The 14,849-nt window shown below is 74.5% G+C and carries 17 protein-coding genes; 10 read left to right on the forward strand and 7 right to left on the reverse strand.

Annotated elements, in window-relative coordinates:
- Positions 1-4 precede the first annotated feature (4 nt).
- Both AMK16_RS02765 and AMK16_RS02770 read right to left on the reverse strand, forming a co-directional pair.
- Positions 5-1,759, reverse strand: a complete 1,755-nt coding sequence (locus AMK16_RS02765; protein ID WP_073908045.1) for an FAD-dependent monooxygenase — start codon at positions 1,757-1,759, stop codon at positions 5-7.
- Between the two features lie 76 nt (positions 1,760-1,835).
- Complete coding sequence (locus AMK16_RS02770; RefSeq protein WP_073908049.1) at positions 1,836-2,246, reverse strand: organic hydroperoxide resistance protein; 411 nt, start codon at positions 2,244-2,246, stop codon at positions 1,836-1,838.
- Positions 2,247-2,378: 132 nt separating this feature from the next.
- Between AMK16_RS02770 and AMK16_RS02775 the strand changes: the two genes are divergently transcribed.
- A complete protein-coding gene (locus AMK16_RS02775; RefSeq protein ID WP_073908051.1) occupies positions 2,379-2,855 on the forward strand; it encodes a MarR family winged helix-turn-helix transcriptional regulator in 477 nt (158 codons plus the stop codon).
- Here AMK16_RS02775 and AMK16_RS36535 read toward each other — a convergent pair.
- On the reverse strand, positions 2,815-3,174 hold the full coding sequence (locus tag AMK16_RS36535) for a hypothetical protein (protein ID WP_199885331.1): 360 nt from the start codon (positions 3,172-3,174) through the stop codon (positions 2,815-2,817). The two genes, AMK16_RS02775 and AMK16_RS36535, sit on opposite strands and share 41 nt — an antisense overlap.
- A 165-nt stretch (positions 3,175-3,339) precedes the next feature.
- On the opposite strand from AMK16_RS36535, the gene AMK16_RS02785 reads away from it, so the two are divergent.
- The gene (locus tag AMK16_RS02785) at positions 3,340-4,371 is read left to right on the forward strand and encodes a PHP domain-containing protein (protein ID WP_073908054.1); all 1,032 of its coding nucleotides are present in this window, start codon (positions 3,340-3,342) and stop codon (positions 4,369-4,371) included.
- Here the strand turns inward: AMK16_RS02785 and AMK16_RS02790 are convergent.
- Positions 4,358-5,227, reverse strand: coding sequence for a UbiA family prenyltransferase (locus tag AMK16_RS02790; protein WP_242438534.1), 870 nt, complete (start codon positions 5,225-5,227; stop codon positions 4,358-4,360). The genes AMK16_RS02785 and AMK16_RS02790 overlap by 14 nt on opposite strands.
- Positions 5,228-5,303: 76 nt before the next feature.
- Between AMK16_RS02790 and AMK16_RS02795 the strand changes: the two genes are divergently transcribed.
- The 3 genes from AMK16_RS02795 to AMK16_RS02805 all read left to right on the forward strand — a co-directional run bounded on the left by AMK16_RS02795 (position 5,304) and on the right by AMK16_RS02805 (position 8,051).
- A complete protein-coding gene (locus AMK16_RS02795) occupies positions 5,304-6,365 on the forward strand; it encodes a type III polyketide synthase (protein ID WP_073908057.1) in 1,062 nt (353 codons plus the stop codon).
- An 85-nt stretch (positions 6,366-6,450) separates the two neighbouring features.
- Positions 6,451-7,029: an isoprenylcysteine carboxyl methyltransferase family protein gene (locus AMK16_RS02800; protein ID WP_079191374.1), complete on the forward strand. Its 579-nt coding sequence runs from the start codon at positions 6,451-6,453 to the stop codon at positions 7,027-7,029.
- Positions 7,026-8,051, forward strand: coding sequence for an NAD(P)/FAD-dependent oxidoreductase (locus tag AMK16_RS02805; RefSeq protein WP_073908060.1), 1,026 nt, complete (start codon positions 7,026-7,028; stop codon positions 8,049-8,051). The genes AMK16_RS02800 and AMK16_RS02805 overlap by 4 nt, the downstream gene beginning before the upstream one ends.
- Positions 8,052-8,310: 259 nt before the next feature.
- On the opposite strand, the gene AMK16_RS02810 is transcribed toward AMK16_RS02805, so the two are convergent.
- Positions 8,311-9,318 (reverse strand): hypothetical protein, encoded by a 1,008-nt coding sequence (locus AMK16_RS02810; protein ID WP_073908062.1) that lies wholly within the window; start codon positions 9,316-9,318, stop codon positions 8,311-8,313.
- A 380-nt stretch (positions 9,319-9,698) separates the two neighbouring features.
- Between AMK16_RS02810 and AMK16_RS02815 the strand changes: the two genes are divergently transcribed.
- Positions 9,699-10,412: an HNH endonuclease family protein gene (locus AMK16_RS02815; protein ID WP_242438536.1), complete on the forward strand. Its 714-nt coding sequence runs from the start codon at positions 9,699-9,701 to the stop codon at positions 10,410-10,412.
- A 64-nt stretch (positions 10,413-10,476) separates the two neighbouring features.
- Here the strand turns inward: AMK16_RS02815 and AMK16_RS02820 are convergent, their stop codons facing one another.
- Positions 10,477-11,010, reverse strand: coding sequence for a GNAT family N-acetyltransferase (locus AMK16_RS02820; protein WP_073908066.1), 534 nt, complete (start codon positions 11,008-11,010; stop codon positions 10,477-10,479).
- A 229-nt stretch (positions 11,011-11,239) separates the two neighbouring features.
- Here AMK16_RS02820 and AMK16_RS02825 point away from each other — a divergent pair, with 229 nt between their 5' ends.
- A complete protein-coding gene (locus AMK16_RS02825; RefSeq protein ID WP_073910309.1) occupies positions 11,240-11,986 on the forward strand; it encodes a VOC family protein in 747 nt (248 codons plus the stop codon).
- Between the two features lie 138 nt (positions 11,987-12,124).
- Here the strand turns inward: AMK16_RS02825 and AMK16_RS02830 are convergent, their stop codons facing one another.
- Positions 12,125-12,970 (reverse strand): class II glutamine amidotransferase, encoded by an 846-nt coding sequence (locus AMK16_RS02830; protein ID WP_073908069.1) that lies wholly within the window; start codon positions 12,968-12,970, stop codon positions 12,125-12,127.
- A gap of 164 nt (positions 12,971-13,134) precedes the next feature.
- On the opposite strand from AMK16_RS02830, the gene AMK16_RS02835 reads away from it, so the two are divergent.
- From AMK16_RS02835 to AMK16_RS02845, 3 genes are all read left to right on the forward strand, one after another.
- A complete protein-coding gene (locus tag AMK16_RS02835) occupies positions 13,135-13,323 on the forward strand; it encodes a DUF6381 family protein (RefSeq protein WP_073908072.1) in 189 nt (62 codons plus the stop codon).
- A gap of 209 nt (positions 13,324-13,532) precedes the next feature.
- Positions 13,533-13,982, forward strand: a complete 450-nt coding sequence (locus tag AMK16_RS02840) for an SRPBCC family protein (RefSeq protein WP_073908101.1) — start codon at positions 13,533-13,535, stop codon at positions 13,980-13,982.
- 4 nt (positions 13,983-13,986) lie between these two features.
- A complete protein-coding gene (locus tag AMK16_RS02845; RefSeq protein WP_073908104.1) occupies positions 13,987-14,811 on the forward strand; it encodes a DUF1206 domain-containing protein in 825 nt (274 codons plus the stop codon).
- The last annotated feature ends 38 nt before the right edge of the window (positions 14,812-14,849 follow it).

The following is a 14,849-nucleotide window of genomic DNA, read 5'->3' on the forward strand; positions in this document are numbered from 1 at the left end:
GGTGTCATCGCTGCGTGGTGGCCTGCTCGCGCTCTCTCCCGGCCTGCTCCCGGTCCGCTGCGGTGTCCGGGGTGAAGGTCTTCCCGAGGTGGGCGGCCAGCGAGTCGGGGGCGGGCGGGGAGAGCCGGGCGGCGAGGTGGCCGTCCGGGCGGATCACGAAGGCGGTCGGCCCTTCCACCCCGTAGAGGAGCGCGAACTCGCCGCCGGTGTCGTGGTAGGCGGGCGGTCCGGCCGCCGGGGCGGGGGCCCCGGCTTCGAGGACCACGAAGGTGTCCAGAGCGCCTCCGGAGGCTTCGCGCGCCGTCCTGGCCAGGGCGTCGGCCCAGTCCGGGTCCCCGGCCTCCCGGCCGTTCGCGTACAGCAGCAGGACGTGTCCGCGCTCGCGCAGGCAGTCGTAGAGGCGCAGTGGGTAGGCGGCGATCGGCCCGGTGAGGCCGCTGCAGTCGGGCGCCCGGTCGCCCGGTCGCGGGCCGGGGCCTTCGCCCGGGGGGTCGACGATGGGGCTGCCCCGGTAGCCGACGAGCAGTTGCGCCTCGCGCAGCATCAGGGTGGCCGGGTCCTCGGGGTCGGCCTGAATGCCCTGCGCGGCGTGCCGCACGGTGCGGGAGACGACCTCCTCGCCGACGGGGCGGCGTTCTGTGTCGTAGCTCGCGAGCAGCCCGGGGCGGTGTCGTCCCTTGACCGCGAGGGCGAGTTTCCAGGCCAGGTTCCAGGCGTCCTGGATGCCGGTGTTCATGCCCTGGGCGCCCGTCGGCGGGTGGATGTGCGCCGCGTCCCCGGCGATGAGGACACGTCCGTCGCCGTACCGGTCCACGATCCGGTGGCTGATGCGGAACACCGAGGCCCAGCGGATGCCGGAGGCGGTGGCCGGCCGGGGTGACAGCCGGTCCAGGACGCTCTGGACGTCGGGCAGGCCGGGAGCGCGGACGCTCTGCAGGCCGTGGACGACACCGTCGGAGGCGCCCTGCCCGGCATCGAGGTCGCCCTGCCCGCCGCCGGGGTCGTCCTGCCCGCCGTCGGCGTCGCGCTGCCCCTCGGCCGAGAGTTCGGGCGGCACCAGCATCGACATGCGGTAACGGCCGTGGCCGGGCAGCGGGATGCACACCAGCAGGTCGTCGACCGCGCCGTCCTCGCCGCGGTGCATGGAGCGCACGCCGTACCCGTGCGGCAGGTCCCAGTCGACGGCCACGTCGGCGAGCATGTACTCCTCGGGGAACGCCCCGCCGCCGAAGGCGAGTCCGAGCCCCTTGCGGACGACGCTGTGCGCGCCGTCGCAGCCGACGAGGAACCGGCTGCGCACTTCTTCCTCCGCGCCGCAAGAGGTGCGCAGCCGGCTGGTGACCCCTTCGGCGTCCTGGGTGAACGACACGAGTTCGGTGTCGCGCTCGACCCGGGTCCCGTAGCGCGTCAGGAACGCGTCCAGGATCCGTTCGGTCTCGTACTGGGGCAGCGCGGCGAAGCCGTACGGCACCTCGGGCGGCAGGACGAGGTCGATGCGGGGCTGTTCGGCGCCGTTGACGTAGGTCAACTGCCCGCGCATCGGGACGGCCGCCTCGAGGGCGGCCCGGGCCAGGCCCATGAGGTCCCAGATCTCCAGGGTGCGCGGCTGGATGCCCACCGCCTTGGCGAAGGGCAGCGGCGCGGGCAGCTTGTCGACGATCCGGCAGGAGATCCCGTGTCTGCGCAGCTCCGCGGCGGCGGTCAGCCCGACCGGGCCGGCCCCCGCGACCAGGACGTCCGTTGCATAGGTGTGCGCCATGGGCGCCTCCCGGCATGCGGCCCCCGTGCGGGCCGGTGTACGTCCATGGTCGCCGGAGGTACGGCGCCCGGCATCTTTACTCGATCACGAGGTCCACGTCGATGTTGCCGCGCGTGGCGCGGGAGTAGGGGCAGACCTCGTGCGCCTGCTTGACCAGCAGGGCGCCGGTCTCGCCCGCCAGGGACTCCGGCAGCTCGACCCGCAGCACGACGCCCAGGCCGAAGCCGGCGCCGTCCTTGCCGATGGAGACCTCGGCGGTGACCGAGACCTCGCTGGTGTCGGCCTTGGCCTGGCGGCCGACGAGGCCGAGCGCGCTGGCGAAGCAGGCCGCGTAGCCGGCCGCGAAGAGCTGCTCGGGGTTGGTCCCCTGGCCGTTGCCGCCGAGCGCCGGCGGCATGGCCAGGGCGAGGTCGAGCTGGCCGTCGGAGCTGACGGTGCGGCCTTCGCGGCCGTTGGCGGTGGCGACAGCGGTGTACAGCGCGTCCATCGGAGTTCCTCTCGCAGGGGTGGCCCTTTGGCGGGTGGCGGCCGGTGTCGACCGCGCCACCCCAGTAGAGCACGCAATTCAGTTGCGCACAACTAAATGCCTCGCAAGGCACCTCCGGGTACACTGGCCACCATGACCCAGAAGCCGACCGACACCCACGCCGACCAGGACTTCCTGCGCCTGGACGGCCAGATCTGCTTCGCACTGAACGCGGCGAGCCGTGCGTTCGGGGGTCTGTACCGCGTCGTCCTGAAGGACCTGGGCCTGACCTATCCGCAGTACCTGGTGATGCTGGTGCTGTGGGAGCACGGCGAGCTGCCGGTCAAGGAGATCGGTCAGCACCTCCGGCTGGATTCGGGGACGCTTTCCCCGCTGCTCAAACGGCTGGAGGCGGCCGGCCTCGTGCGCCGTGAGCGCAGCACCGAGGACGAGCGGTCCGTGCGCGCCCGCCTCACCGACGAGGGCGCCGCCCTGCGCGCCCGCGCCGTCGAGGTGCCGCGGCGGATCGCCGCCGCCACCGGCTTCGACCTGGCCGAGATCCTCGACCTCCAGGACCGCCTGACCCGTCTCACCGCCGCGCTCGACGCCGCCGCCCCGCAGGAGGTCTGAGGGGCGGACCGGTGTCAGCGGGCGGCCGCCGGTTCTCGCGGGCGGTCAGCTGCCCCTGGACGTAGGCGTCGGTGTCGGGTGAATAGGGGCCGCCGTGGTCGAAGAGCACGTCGGTGATGCGCTGCCATTCCGCCACCGCGGCGCGCGTGCCCGCGTCCGCCGCCGCCAGGTCGCCCGCGGCGTCCTCGGCTGCCTCCAGCGCTTCGGCGGTCTCGTGGTGGGTCATGCCGCCGGCCTGTCGGCGCACCCGGTCGCGGGCGGCGCGCTCCTGCGGGGAGGGCTCGTGCGGTTCGGCCGCCTCCGCGGTCTCCTCGGTCATGGCTCCTGCGCCTTTCCGTCCGGCATCCGTCGTCGTCCCCGCCGATACCCCGGACCGGCGGGATCATGACCTCGGCGCCGCCTCCGTGGCCGGCTTCGCTTCCTGCGGCCGTCGCGCCGTGCGCGCTCCCGACCGCCTTGCCACACTGTGACGAGGAGGTACGCCATGGACCCGGTTGCCGCGCTGGACCGGATCGCCTTCCTGCTGGAGCGCTCACAGGCGCCCACCTACCGGGTCCGGGCCTTCCGGACGGCGGCGGGGGCGCTGACGCGGATGGGTGAGCGCGAGACGGCCGACCGGGCCGCCGCCGGCACCCTGGAGGCGGTCAAGGGCATCGGTCCGAAGACGGCTCAGGTGGTGCGGGAGGCGCTCGGCGGGGCGGTGCCCGACTACCTGCGGAAGCTGGAGGACGAGGCCGCCGCGATGCCGGAGGGGCCGCCCGCCTCTGCGGCCGCCACCGCGCTGCGTGCGGCACTGCGCGGCGACTGCCACGTGCACTCCGACTGGTCCGACGGCGGCAGCCCGATCGAGGCCATGGGCCGGGCGGCGGCCGCGCTCGGGCACGAGTACGCCGTGCTCACCGACCACTCGCCGCGCCTGACCATCGCCCGCGGCCTCTCCCCCGAGCGGCTGCGCGAGCAGCTGCGCGTGGTGGCCGAGCTGAATGAGGCGTGGGCGCCCTTCCGGCTGCTGACCGGCATCGAGTGCGACATCCTGGACGACGGGTCGCTGGACCAGGAGCCGGAACTGCTGGAGCGGCTCGACCTCGTCGTCGGTTCCGTCCATTCGAAGCTGCGGATGGAGGCCCCCGCGATGACGCGGCGCATGGTGGCGGCCGTGCGCAATCCCCTGATGGACGTACTGGGCCACTGCACCGGTCGGCTGGTGACCGGCCGGGGCCGCCCGGAGTCGCGGTTCGACGCCGAGGCGGTGTTCGCGGCCTGCGCGGAGGCGGGCACCGCCGTGGAGATCAACAGCCGCCCCGAGCGCCTCGACCCGCCGCGGCGGCTACTGCGCCAGGCCGTGGCGGCGGGGACCCTGTTCGCGATCGACACCGACGCGCACGCCCCGGGCCAGCTGGACTGGCAGATCACCGGCTGCGAGCGGGCGGTGGAGTGCGCGGTCCCGCCCGGGCGCGTCGTGAACACCTGGCCGGCGGAGCGACTCCTGACCTGGACCGGCACTAGGCAGGCCTGAGCTGGAGGAGCAGCAGCAGGACATCGGCCCCCGCCACCGCCATCACGGCCAGGAAGGGCAGCCGCCCGGCGGGACGGCCGGCGGCCAGGGCCGGCGCCGGCGCCGTCACCGCCAGCAGGCCCCAGCCGTACGGCGTCACGCGCCCCGGCGGCCCGAGGACCAGGACGGCGGCGGAGCCGAGGACGAGCAGGCCGGCCAGCGCCCCCGACCAGCGGGCGCCGAGCCGCTGCGGCAGCCCCACGACCCCGGTGGCGAGGTCGTCGGCGATGTCCGGCAGGACGTTGGCGAAGTGCGCGCCCACGCCCAGCAGGGCGGCCGCGGCCGTGAGCCAGGGCGGCGGCCACGGCGCACCGGGCAGGCCGAGGGTGACGAAGGCGGGCAGCAGGCCGAAGGCGAGGGCGTACGGGAGCCAGGAGACGGCCGTGCCCTTGAGCCGCAGGTTGTAGGCCCAGGCGGCCGCGACACCGGTGAGGTGGACGGCGCCCGCGAGCGGTCCGCCCGCCAGCGAGAGCGGGACGCACACCAGCAGCGCCATCACCGCCGCCCAGGTCACGGCGGCGGGGCGCACCGTACCGGCCGCCAGGGGTTTGTCCCGTCTCCCCGCGGCCCGGTCGCGCCGCAGGTCGGCCCGGTCGTTGCACCAGCCGACCGACAGCTGGCCGGCGGCCACGGCGCCGACGGCCACGGCCCCGCCCACCGGGCCGCGGCCCGCGGCGGCCGCGAGCGCGGCGGCGAAGAGGGTGACGGCCGCCGCCGGCAAGGGGTGACAGGCCGCCAGCAGCCCGGCTGCCGGACCGCTCCGGCGGAGGGTGGCGGGCCGGGACGCCGGTCCGGTCTCTGCGAGGGGTGCGGGCACGGCGCCACGGTATGCCGCGCCGCGCCCGGTACGCAGGATTCATCACGATGTGTCCGTTTTTTTCTATGGTGCATCAATGACACGTGTCCTGGCAGTGAGCAGCGTGTTCCCGCCCCATCGCCACCCCCAGGGCGAGATCACCGATGCGCTCGCGCGTTTCCTGCCGCCCGGCTCGGATGACGCCCTGCTGCGCCGGGTGCACTCCTCGGTGCGCGTGGAGACCCGCCACCTCGCGCTGCCGCTGGAGCGGTACGGGCCGTCGAACGACTTCGGCACCACCAATGCCCTGTTCCTGGAGACGGCACTGGACCTCGGCGCCCGGGCCCTGGAACTCGCCCTTGCCGCCGCGGGTCTGGCGGCCGGGGAGATCGACCTCGTCATGTCCACCACGGTGACCGGTCTCGCGACGCCCTCGCTGGAGGCCCGGCTGGCCGCGGGCGCCGGCCTGCGGCCCGACGTGAGGCGCGTGCCGCTCTTCGGCCTCGGCTGCGCGGCGGGCGCGGCGGGAATCGGGCACCTGCACGACTACCTGGCCGGCCGGCCCGGGCACGCGGCCCTGCTCCTGTCCACCGAGCTCTGCTCGCTCACCCTGCAGCCCGCCGACACCTCCATGGCGAACCTGGTGGCCGGGGCCCTCTTCGGGGACGGCGCGGGCGCGCTGATCGCCGTGGGCCCCGGACACCCCCTGCACGGGGCCGGCGGCGGTCCCTCGGTGATCGCGGCGCGCAGCCGGCTCTATCCCGGCACCGAGCACCTGCTCGGCTGGGCCATCGGCCACTGGGGCATGCGCATGGTCCTCGGCCGTGAACTGCCGGAGCTGGTGCGGCTGCACGTGGCCGAGGAGGTCGAGACGTTCCTGGCGTCGCACGACCTCAAGCCCTCGGACGTCGACGCGTGGATCTGCCACCCGGGCGGGCCGAAGATCCTCGACGCGCTCACGGACGCCCTGGCCCTGCCCGCGTCGGCGTTCGCCGCGAGCCACCGCTCTCTGGCGGCCGTCGGCAACCTCTCCTCGGCCTCGGTGCTGCACATCCTCGGCGAGGTCCAGCGCGCGGGGCCGCCGCCGCCCGGCTCGGTCGGTCTGATGCTCGCCTTCGGGCCGGGCTTCGCCTCCGAACTCGTGCTGCTCCGCTGGTGAGCGGCCCGGAAGACCACTGACGACCATTGACGCCCTGACGATCCCTGACGACCGATGACGACCGATGGCTGGTGACCGCATGTCCCTGACCCTGTACCTGCTGATCGTCGGCCTGGTCGCGGCCGAGCGGCTCGCCGAGCTGGTGACGGCCCGCCGGCACACCGCGTGGAGCCTGGCCCGGGGCGGCCGCGAGTACGGCCGCGGCCACTACCCGGCCATGGTCGCCCTGCACACGGCGCTGCTGGTGGGCTGCGCGGTGGAACCCTGGGCCGCCGGCCGTCCGTTCGTCCCGGCGCTCGGCTGGGCCGCCCTGACCCTGGCCGGCGCGGCGCAGGCGCTGCGCTGGTGGTGCATCGCGACGCTCGGGCCGCGCTGGAACACCCGGGTGCTGGTGGTGCCCGGCCTGCCGCTGGTCGCGGCGGGACCGTACCGGTTGCTGCGCCACCCCAACTACGTGGCGGTCGCCGTGGAGGGGCTCGCCCTGCCGCTGGTGCACACGGCGTGGCTGACCGCGCTGGGCTTCACGGTGCTCAACCTGGCGCTGTTGCGCGTGCGGATCGGCTGCGAGGAGGCCGCCCTGACGGACGGCGGGCGGCTGCGCGCCCCCGCGTCCGTACCGTCAGCGGGATCGGCGGCCGGTTCGGCGGCGGGCGCCGCTTCGTGATCGACCTGCTGATCGCGGGCGGCGGACCGGCGGGCCTGGCCACGGCCATCCACGCGTCGCTGGCCGGCCTGGAAGCCGTGGTCGTGGAGCCGCGGCCGACCCCCATCGACAAGGCGTGCGGTGAGGGCCTGATGCCCGGGGCGGTGCGGCGGCTGCGGGAGCTGGGGGTGGCCGTCGGCGGACGGCCCTTCCACGGCATCCGCTACGTCGACGGGGTGAGCGGGCGGCACGCCGAGGGACTCTTCCGCCACGGTCCGGGCCTCGGCACCCGCCGGACCGAGCTGCAGGCCGCGCTGGCCGCACGGGCCGCCCAGCTGGGCGTACGGGTGGTCCGACAGCGCGTGGAGGAGATCAGGCAGGACGACGGGGGCGTCGAGGCGGCCGGGCTGGCCGCCCGGTACCTCGTCGCGGCCGACGGCCTGCACTCGCCCGTCCGGCGGCGTCTGGGCCTTGCGGTACCACCGGTGGCGGGCCGCCCGGCACGGTACGGTCTGCGCCGCCACTACGACGTCGCACCGTGGAGCGAGCTGGTCGAGGTCCACTGGTCGCAGCACTGCGAGGCGTACGTCACCCCGCTGGGGCCCGACCGCGTCGGCGTGGCCGTCCTGACGACGCGACAGGCCCCCTTCGACGAGCAGCTCCTACGGTTCCCCCTGCTGGCCTCGCGGCTGCCCCCGTCCCCCGCGGCGGCGGTGCGCGGGGCCGGGCCGCTGCGTCAGGGCTCCCGCCTGCGGGTCGCGGGGCGCGTGCTGTTCGTCGGGGACGCGGCGGGCTACGTGGACGCCCTGACCGGTGAGGGCCTCACGCTGGCCGTGACGGCGGCGGGCGAGCTGGTGCGCTGCGTGCGGGCGGGACGGCCGCGGGAGTACGAACGGGCCTGGCGGGAGCTGTCGCGGGGCTACCGCACGCTCACCGAGTCCCTGCTCTGGGCCCGCGACCGGCCGGGGCTCGCCCGGCGGATCGTGCCGGCGGCCGCCCGGCTCCCGCGCCTTTTCACGCGGGCGGTGAACCTGCTCGCCTGAGGGCGGTCCCGTCATCCCCGGCGGGTCGGCGCCCGGCGTCGGATGCGGTGCATCGCACGGCGGAGCGGCCCCTACCGGGCCTGTCCGGGCGTCGCGGCAACGCGGGGGTACCTCCCCGCGATAGCCGGGTTGAGGCGCCGTCGCCGGCGTCGTGCGCCCTGCCGGGATGATGACGGGACAGCCCTCGGGGGCTGTCCCGGGACGGCGACGCACGGGCGGCGCCCCGCGCCGAGCGCCGGGCGCCGCCTCCGTGCGGTCGTCAGGCGTGGTCGGCGGCGGGCTGCCGGTCGGGCTCGGGGCGCAGCGCCACGCCCGCGAGGACCGCCGCCACGGCGGCGCAGAGCACCGCGACGACGCCCGCCCACGGCACGGCCCGGCCCATCGCTCCGGCCAGGGGGTCGTAGTGGGCCGCGCCCCCGATCAGGTGCACGGCGACGACACCGATGGCCGCGATGGCACCCGCCCGCCAGGCGCGCGCGCTGTCCCGTACCACCAGCAACAGGCCAAGGCCCAGGCAGAGCACGGCCACGAGGAACGGAATCAGGTGGCCGGGGGTCGCGGAGGGCAGGACCGCCGGCTCCTCGGGAAGGTGCAGCGCGCCGATGCCCAGCAGGGCGGCCGCCACGGGCAGACGCAGGACCTGCCGGAGTGTCAGGGGCGTGCGCGGGATGGCACGGGCCGCGGGCACCACGGCCTCGGCGTCGGTGGAGCCCCCGGGGCCGGGCGGGTCGTGGTCCGGCGGCTGGTGCGGCGCGTGCGGCACCTGCGGCACGTGCGGTTCCTGCGCCGCCGCGGCCGCTTCGCCGGGCGCCTGCTCCTGCGGTTCCTCGGCGGCGAGGATGGCCACCAGCTGGGCCACGTCCTCGATGGACCGGCCGAGGGCGGCCGCGCGCAGCGTGACGTCCGCCTCGACCACCTCCTGCGGGGACTTGCCCAGCAGCGCGACCAGCTGGCGCACCTCCTGCACAGGACGTGCGACGGCGGCCGTGCGCAGCGCCTCGTGAACGGGGTTGGGGTGCTGGCCGGTCTCCTTCAGGAGGGTGACCAGTGCGGCGACCTCTTCCAGGGGCCGGCAGGTGGCCACCGTTTCGAGCAGGGTGTGTATCGGCTCCGCGCCCGCCTCGGCGGGTACGCCGCATTCGGCCGCGGGGTCGTCGGGGGCCGCGGGGTCGTCGGGGGCCGTGGGGTCGTCGGGGGCGGCCGTGGGGTCGGTGAGCTCGTGGCGTCCTGCGTCGTCCGTCGCCGCGAGTGTGGTGGGGTCGTTCATCGAGGGCTCCGTTCGCCGACGCACGGGTCTACGCGATCGCGCGCCGGTCATCGCGCGTCATGGGAATCGCACGCTTTGTTACATTGACCGGGACTTGCGCTCACTGCGCCATACGGGGCGGGCAAACGGGGGTTCCCCCGCGGTACGGGCGGCCCCCCGGGGGCGGTCGGGGCGTCGCGGGTCGGCGTACTCGACGCGCTCGGCGTCCGTGGTCCGCAGCGGCCAGGCCGCGATGTGGTCGCGGGTCCGGCCGACCACGGCCCCTTCCACGCCACGCGGGTGCGGCGGCCGTCCCGCCCGCCGGACGGAGCCCCGGTTGAACGTCCGGTTCTGGGTAAGGTCCAGGGGACGTTGACGCGGAGTCGGTTTGGGGTGGGGTCATGGTTCGTCAGATGCGGTTGCCCGGGGCGGTGGTGGCGGCTTCGCTGCTGCTGACGCTCGCCGGCTGCTCCGGTACGGCCGTACCGGGCGCGGACCCGAAGCCCTCCGCACCCCGCAGCGGGTCGCCGGCCGGCGACGGCAAACCGGGCAGTGGGGACGTCCTGCCGGGACTTGTCACCGCGGCCGTTGCGCGCTCGAAGCTGGCGGAGCTGAAGGTCGCACCCGTGGGGACCATGGCCGGCTACAGCCGGGACAAGTTCACGCACTGGGCGCAGCAGGGCGACAAGTGCGACACCCGCGAGGTGGTCCTGCAGCGCGACGGCACCGACGTGCGGCGCGACGCCGAATGCCGGGCCCTTTCCGGCACGTGGAAGAGCCTTTACGACGGATCGGTCGTCACGGACGCGGCGAAGATGGACATCGACCACATGGTGCCGCTCGCGGAGGGCTGGCGCTCGGGGGCGGCCGGGTGGGACGCCGCCAAGCGCAAGGCTTTCGCCAATGACCTGACCAACCCGCAGCTGCTGGCGGTGACCGCGGCCTCCAACCGGTCCAAGGGCGACCAGAGCCCCGACCTGTGGCAGCCGCCGGACCGTGCGAGCTGGTGCCAGTACGGGCGGGCGTGGACCACCGTCAAGTCGGCCTACGGCCTGACCGTCACCGAGCCGGAGAAGAAGATGCTCACCACCATGCTGGACACCTGCACGTCCTGACCGGCGGCGGGCCGCACCGGGCGCCCGGCACCTACCCGGCGCGGCCGGGACGCGCGGGGTGGGCTCAGGCCTCGTATTCGGTGAGGTCGATGCTGTGGATCTGGAGGAGGTGGCCGTAGCGGGGGTGGGTGGTGTCGCGCTCCGGCACCATGCCCAGCTTGCGGATGACGTTCTCGGACTCGTCGTTCCCGGCTCGGTTGACGGCGACGACCCGGTCCAGCCCGCGGTCCTGGAGCGCGTACTCCAAGGTGGCGTGGGCGGCCTCGGAGGCGTAGCCCTGGCCCCAGTACTGGCGGCCGAGCCGCCAGGTGATCTCTACGGCCGGCAGCACCTCGGGCAGGTACTCGGGCACGGAGAGCCCGACGACGCCGATGAGCTCGCCGGATCCGAGGAGCTCGACGGCGAAGAGCCCGAAGCCCTCCTCGTCCCACTCCTCCTCCCAGCGCTCCAGGTCCTCGGCGGTCTCCTCCAGGTCACGGACCGAGCCGTCGCCGATCCACCGCATCACCTCCGGGTCCCCGTTGATCTCGGACAGGGGGACGAGGTCGTCGTCGTTCCAGCGGCGCAGGATGAGGCGGGGGGTGAGGATCTCGGTCATACCGCCATCCTGCCGAACGCCGGTGCGCAGCGGTAATCGGGGGCCCCCGTGCCCCACCCCCGACCGCCGGTGACGGTGGGTGACGAAAGATCGCAGGGGCTGACCGCGTGGAGTGCGCCGAAACGTACCAGAATGAGACCTGGGAACCCGGGCCTCACGAGGGACGGAGCGAGCTGTGGTGGAGATTTCGACGAAGGAGGTCTTCGGAGCTCCGTGCTGGGTGAGCCTGATGGCCCGGGACCTCGACACGGCCCAGCGCTTCTACGGCGCGGTCGCCGGCTGGCGGTTCCGGCGGGCCCGTCTCGGGGACGCCTTCTCCGTGGCCGAGCTGGACGGGGTGTCCGTGGCGGGCATCGGGGCGCTCGCCGCCGACCTTGGGGTCGCCGTGGCCTGGACGCCCTACTTCGCCGTCGACGACCCCGACGCGGCCGTGGACCGGGTCCGGGAGCGCACCGGCACCATCGCGGTCGGGCCGGTCTCCTTCCCTTCCGGCGGCCGGGCGGCGCTGCTCGCCGACCCCGACGGCGCGGTCTTCGGCATCTGGGAGGGCGCCGTCTCCTCCCACTGGCGGGTGGGCAAGGGCCCGGCCCCGGCCTGGCTGGAGCTGCGCGCCAGGAACGCCTTCGACTCGGCGATCTTCTATGGCGCCGTGCTGGAGTGGGCCACCGGCCGCTCCGGCTGCTGCGAGGTCTCGTACGAGGAGGACCAGGTCGTGCTGAGACAGGGCGGCGAGCCCGTCGCCCGGCTCAACAGCGGGCCGGTCGAGCTCGGCTCCTACTCGCCGCACACCCGGCCGCGCTGGCACGTGCACTTCCGCGTCCCGGCGCTCCGGCCGGCCGTCGAGGCGGCCCTCGCGCTCGGCGGGCGTGCGGTCTCGGACGTCGCCTCGAACGCCACGGAGCGGTGGGTGGCGCTGCGCGACCCGGACGGGGCCCTCTTCACGCTGACGACGTCGCTGGCGACGGACCGGGACTGACCCGGACGGCCCGGACGGACCGTGACGGACCGAGGGGGCCGACCGGGCGTCACCGGAACCGACCGGGCCCGACGCCGTGCGACCTGCCGGCCTCGGGCACACGGCCGCCGCCACGGCCCCGCGCCACCGGGCCGTCGGTCAGGGCAGTTCCGGCACGAAGGGCAGGTACTCCTCCCCCTGGGCCGCGGGGACCACGGTGTAGCTGGCCTCGGGCAGTTCGTTCCACAGTCCGGGGAGGTCGCCGAGGGGCTCGGAGACCACCAGGCGCGTCTCGTCGGACACCTCGCCCAGGAAGGCCAGTTCGGGGTGGAGGTGCCGGACGGTCTCGGCCGCGCTGCTGTAGAAGAGCGACCTGGACCTGCTCCGGCTGGAGTAGCGGAACGCCCAGAGGCGTTCGCCGTCGCTCACCGCCACCGTCATCTGGAGCGGATCGGCGACCCCGTGCTCCTTGCCGAGGTGCTCCACCAGGCCCGCCATCCGCGCCACGGCGCCCGGCGGGTCCTGGTCGAGGCCGTAGGTGACCGCGAGATAGAACATCACCTCGGAGTCGGTGGAGCCTTCGATGCAGGGGAAGAGTGCCGGGTCCACGGCCATGCACAGGTCCCGCTGGAGGCGGTGGAAGTCCATGATGGCCCCGTTGTGCATCCACAGCCACCGGCCGTGCCGGAAGGGGTGGCAGTTGGTCTGCTGGATCGCCGACCCGGTGGAGGCGCGGACGTGGGCGAAGAACAGCGGCGAGCGGACGTGGGCGGCCAGCTCGCGCAGATTGCGGTTGTTCCACGCCGGTGCGATGTCCCGGAAGACCGCGGGGGTACCCCCGCCGATGCCGTCCGGGCTGTACCAACCGATCCCGAAACCGTCACCGTTGGTCGTCTCCACGCCCATCTTGGCGTGGAGGCTCTGGTTGATGAGCGAATGCTCCGGGCGGTAGAGCACCGCATCGAGCAGCAGCGGCGAACCCGAGTAGGCGAGCCAGCGACACATGGACACCATCCCCTTCTGGCCTGGTCCGAGCCTAAGCCCCCGGACGGAGCCGGGCGCGCCTTGGCGTCCGTACGGGTCACGCTCGGTGACGGTTCGAGATGCGCGGGCACGGCGCTGCTGCTTCGCTGATTCCGCCCGCTTTCCCCGTGATCCAAGGAGTGAACGTGAGTGTTGCAGGTGAGTCCCGCGGCCGGTCACAGCAGATGCGTGCCAAGGCCCAGGAGCTGAACGACGCGGCCGACCGCTCGACCGACCCTGACGAGAGCCAGCGCCTGCGCGACAAGGCGCGCCGGCTCCAGGACCAGAGCGATCAGGAGCGCGCCCTGGACGACCCGGGCATGGACTACAGGTAGCCGCCTCCGTCCTCTCGGCCCGCCTCGCACCCCCCACTCCCGCAGCCCCCGTGCCGGCCGGGTGGGGGGGTGCGGGGCGGGGCGGGCATGCGACATCGAGCGGGCATGGAGCGGGCACCCCCGGGTAACCGCGCCGTCAGAACGGCAGGCAGCCGGCGGGGGGCGCACCAGGACCCCCGACCGCTCCCGCCATGACGGAGAGGTCGCAGATGTCGCACGTCGAGGAATGCGTCGAAGTGAACGTCCCGGTGCGGACCGCCTACAACCAGTGGACCCAGTTCGAGGAGTTCCCCGCCTTCATGGAGGGGGTCGAGCGGATCGACCAGCGCAGCGACACCCTCACCCACTGGGTGACGAACGTGAACGGGGTGGAGCGCGAGTTCGACGCGCGGATCACCGATCAGGTCCCGGACGAGCGGGTCGCGTGGATGACCGAGGACGGCCAGCCCCGCCAGGCCGGGCTGGTGACCTTTCAGCCGGTCGACGCCACCACCACCAGGATCGAACTGCACATGAACTGGATCCCCGACGGCCTCGCGGAGAACGCGGCCGACAAGCTCGGCTTCGTCAAGCGCCAGGTGGCGGGCGACCTGAGGCGCTTCAAGACGTTCATCGAGTCCCGCGGGGTCGAGACGGGCTCCTGGCGGGGCGAGGTCTGATCGCATGGGCGTCGACATAAGACGTGAGGGGCTGCGGACCGCGTCCCGGGGCGGCAAGGGCCGCGAGGTGGTGGCCCGCTGCGGGCTGGCGACGCGCGGCGTGCTGTACGTGCTGGTCGGCGTGATCGCCGTCCGGGTGGCGTTCGGTGACGGCGGGCAGGAGGCCGATCGCCGGGGCGCCCTGCAGGAGCTCGCGGCCAGGCCGTTCGGCGGTTTCCTGGTGTGGGCCGTCGGGCTCGGCCTCGTGTGCATGATGCTGTGGCGGCTGTCGGAGGCGGTGTTCGGCTCCGCCGGCCCCGACGGGGGCAAGGCCACGAAGCGGCTGGCGTCGGCGGCGCGAACGGTCTTCTACGGGGTCGTGGCGTTCTCGGTGCTCTCCTTCGCGGCGGGCTCCGGCGCCGGCCGCTCCAGCGACGAGCAGTCGCGCGACGTGACGCGCAAGGCGATGGAGCTGCCGGGCGGCCCGTGGTGGGTCGGCGCGGTCGGTGTCGCGATCGCCGTCGCGGGCGTCGTGATCGCGGTGCAGGCGGCCCGGCGGAAGTTCCGCAAGCGCCTCGCGATGACCGGGGTGTCGCAGGGGGTCCGCAAGGCCGTCGAGTTCCTCGGGGTCGCCGGGGGCATCGCCCGAGGCGCCGTCTTCGCGACAGCCGGTGTCTTCCTCGTCTACGCGGCGGTGCGCTACGACCCCGCGCAGGCCAAGGGTATGGACGACACCCTGCGGGCCTTCAGCCAGACCCCGGCGGGGCCGTGGCTGCTCGTGGCGGTCGGTGTCGGGCTCATGCTCTTCGGAGTCTTCTCCTGGGCCATGGCGGCCTGGCGCCGGGTCTGAGACCCACCCGCAGCCGTGGCGCCGTGACCGGTGGACAC

This window comes from Streptomyces sp. CB00455 (assembly GCF_001905445.1).
Taxonomy (GTDB): Bacteria; Actinomycetota; Actinomycetes; order Streptomycetales; family Streptomycetaceae; genus Streptomyces.

What these genes read in the sequence shown, in the direction of transcription:
- AMK16_RS02795 (WP_073908057.1), top strand. Translation starts at nt 5,304, where the DNA reads ATGACACGTGTCCTGGCAGTGAGCAGCGTGTTCCCGCCCCATCGCCAC.
- AMK16_RS02765 (WP_073908045.1), bottom strand. Translation starts at nt 1,759, where the DNA reads ATGGCGCACACCTATGCAACGGACGTCCTGGTCGCGGGGGCCGGCCCG.
- AMK16_RS02770 (WP_073908049.1), bottom strand. Translation starts at nt 2,246, where the DNA reads ATGGACGCGCTGTACACCGCTGTCGCCACCGCCAACGGCCGCGAAGGC.
- AMK16_RS02845 (WP_073908104.1), top strand. Translation starts at nt 13,987, where the DNA reads ATGGGCGTCGACATAAGACGTGAGGGGCTGCGGACCGCGTCCCGGGGC.
- AMK16_RS02820 (WP_073908066.1), bottom strand. Translation starts at nt 11,010, where the DNA reads ATGACCGAGATCCTCACCCCCCGCCTCATCCTGCGCCGCTGGAACGAC.
- AMK16_RS36535 (WP_199885331.1), bottom strand. Translation starts at nt 3,174, where the DNA reads ATGACCGAGGAGACCGCGGAGGCGGCCGAACCGCACGAGCCCTCCCCG.
- AMK16_RS02785 (WP_073908054.1), top strand. Translation starts at nt 3,340, where the DNA reads ATGGACCCGGTTGCCGCGCTGGACCGGATCGCCTTCCTGCTGGAGCGC.
- AMK16_RS02810 (WP_073908062.1), bottom strand. Translation starts at nt 9,318, where the DNA reads ATGAACGACCCCACCACACTCGCGGCGACGGACGACGCAGGACGCCAC.
- AMK16_RS02840 (WP_073908101.1), top strand. Translation starts at nt 13,533, where the DNA reads ATGTCGCACGTCGAGGAATGCGTCGAAGTGAACGTCCCGGTGCGGACC.
- AMK16_RS02825 (WP_073910309.1), top strand. Translation starts at nt 11,240, where the DNA reads ATGGCCCGGGACCTCGACACGGCCCAGCGCTTCTACGGCGCGGTCGCC.
- AMK16_RS02775 (WP_073908051.1), top strand. Translation starts at nt 2,379, where the DNA reads ATGACCCAGAAGCCGACCGACACCCACGCCGACCAGGACTTCCTGCGC.
- AMK16_RS02830 (WP_073908069.1), bottom strand. Translation starts at nt 12,970, where the DNA reads ATGTGTCGCTGGCTCGCCTACTCGGGTTCGCCGCTGCTGCTCGATGCG.
- AMK16_RS02815 (WP_242438536.1), top strand. Translation starts at nt 9,699, where the DNA reads ATGGTTCGTCAGATGCGGTTGCCCGGGGCGGTGGTGGCGGCTTCGCTG.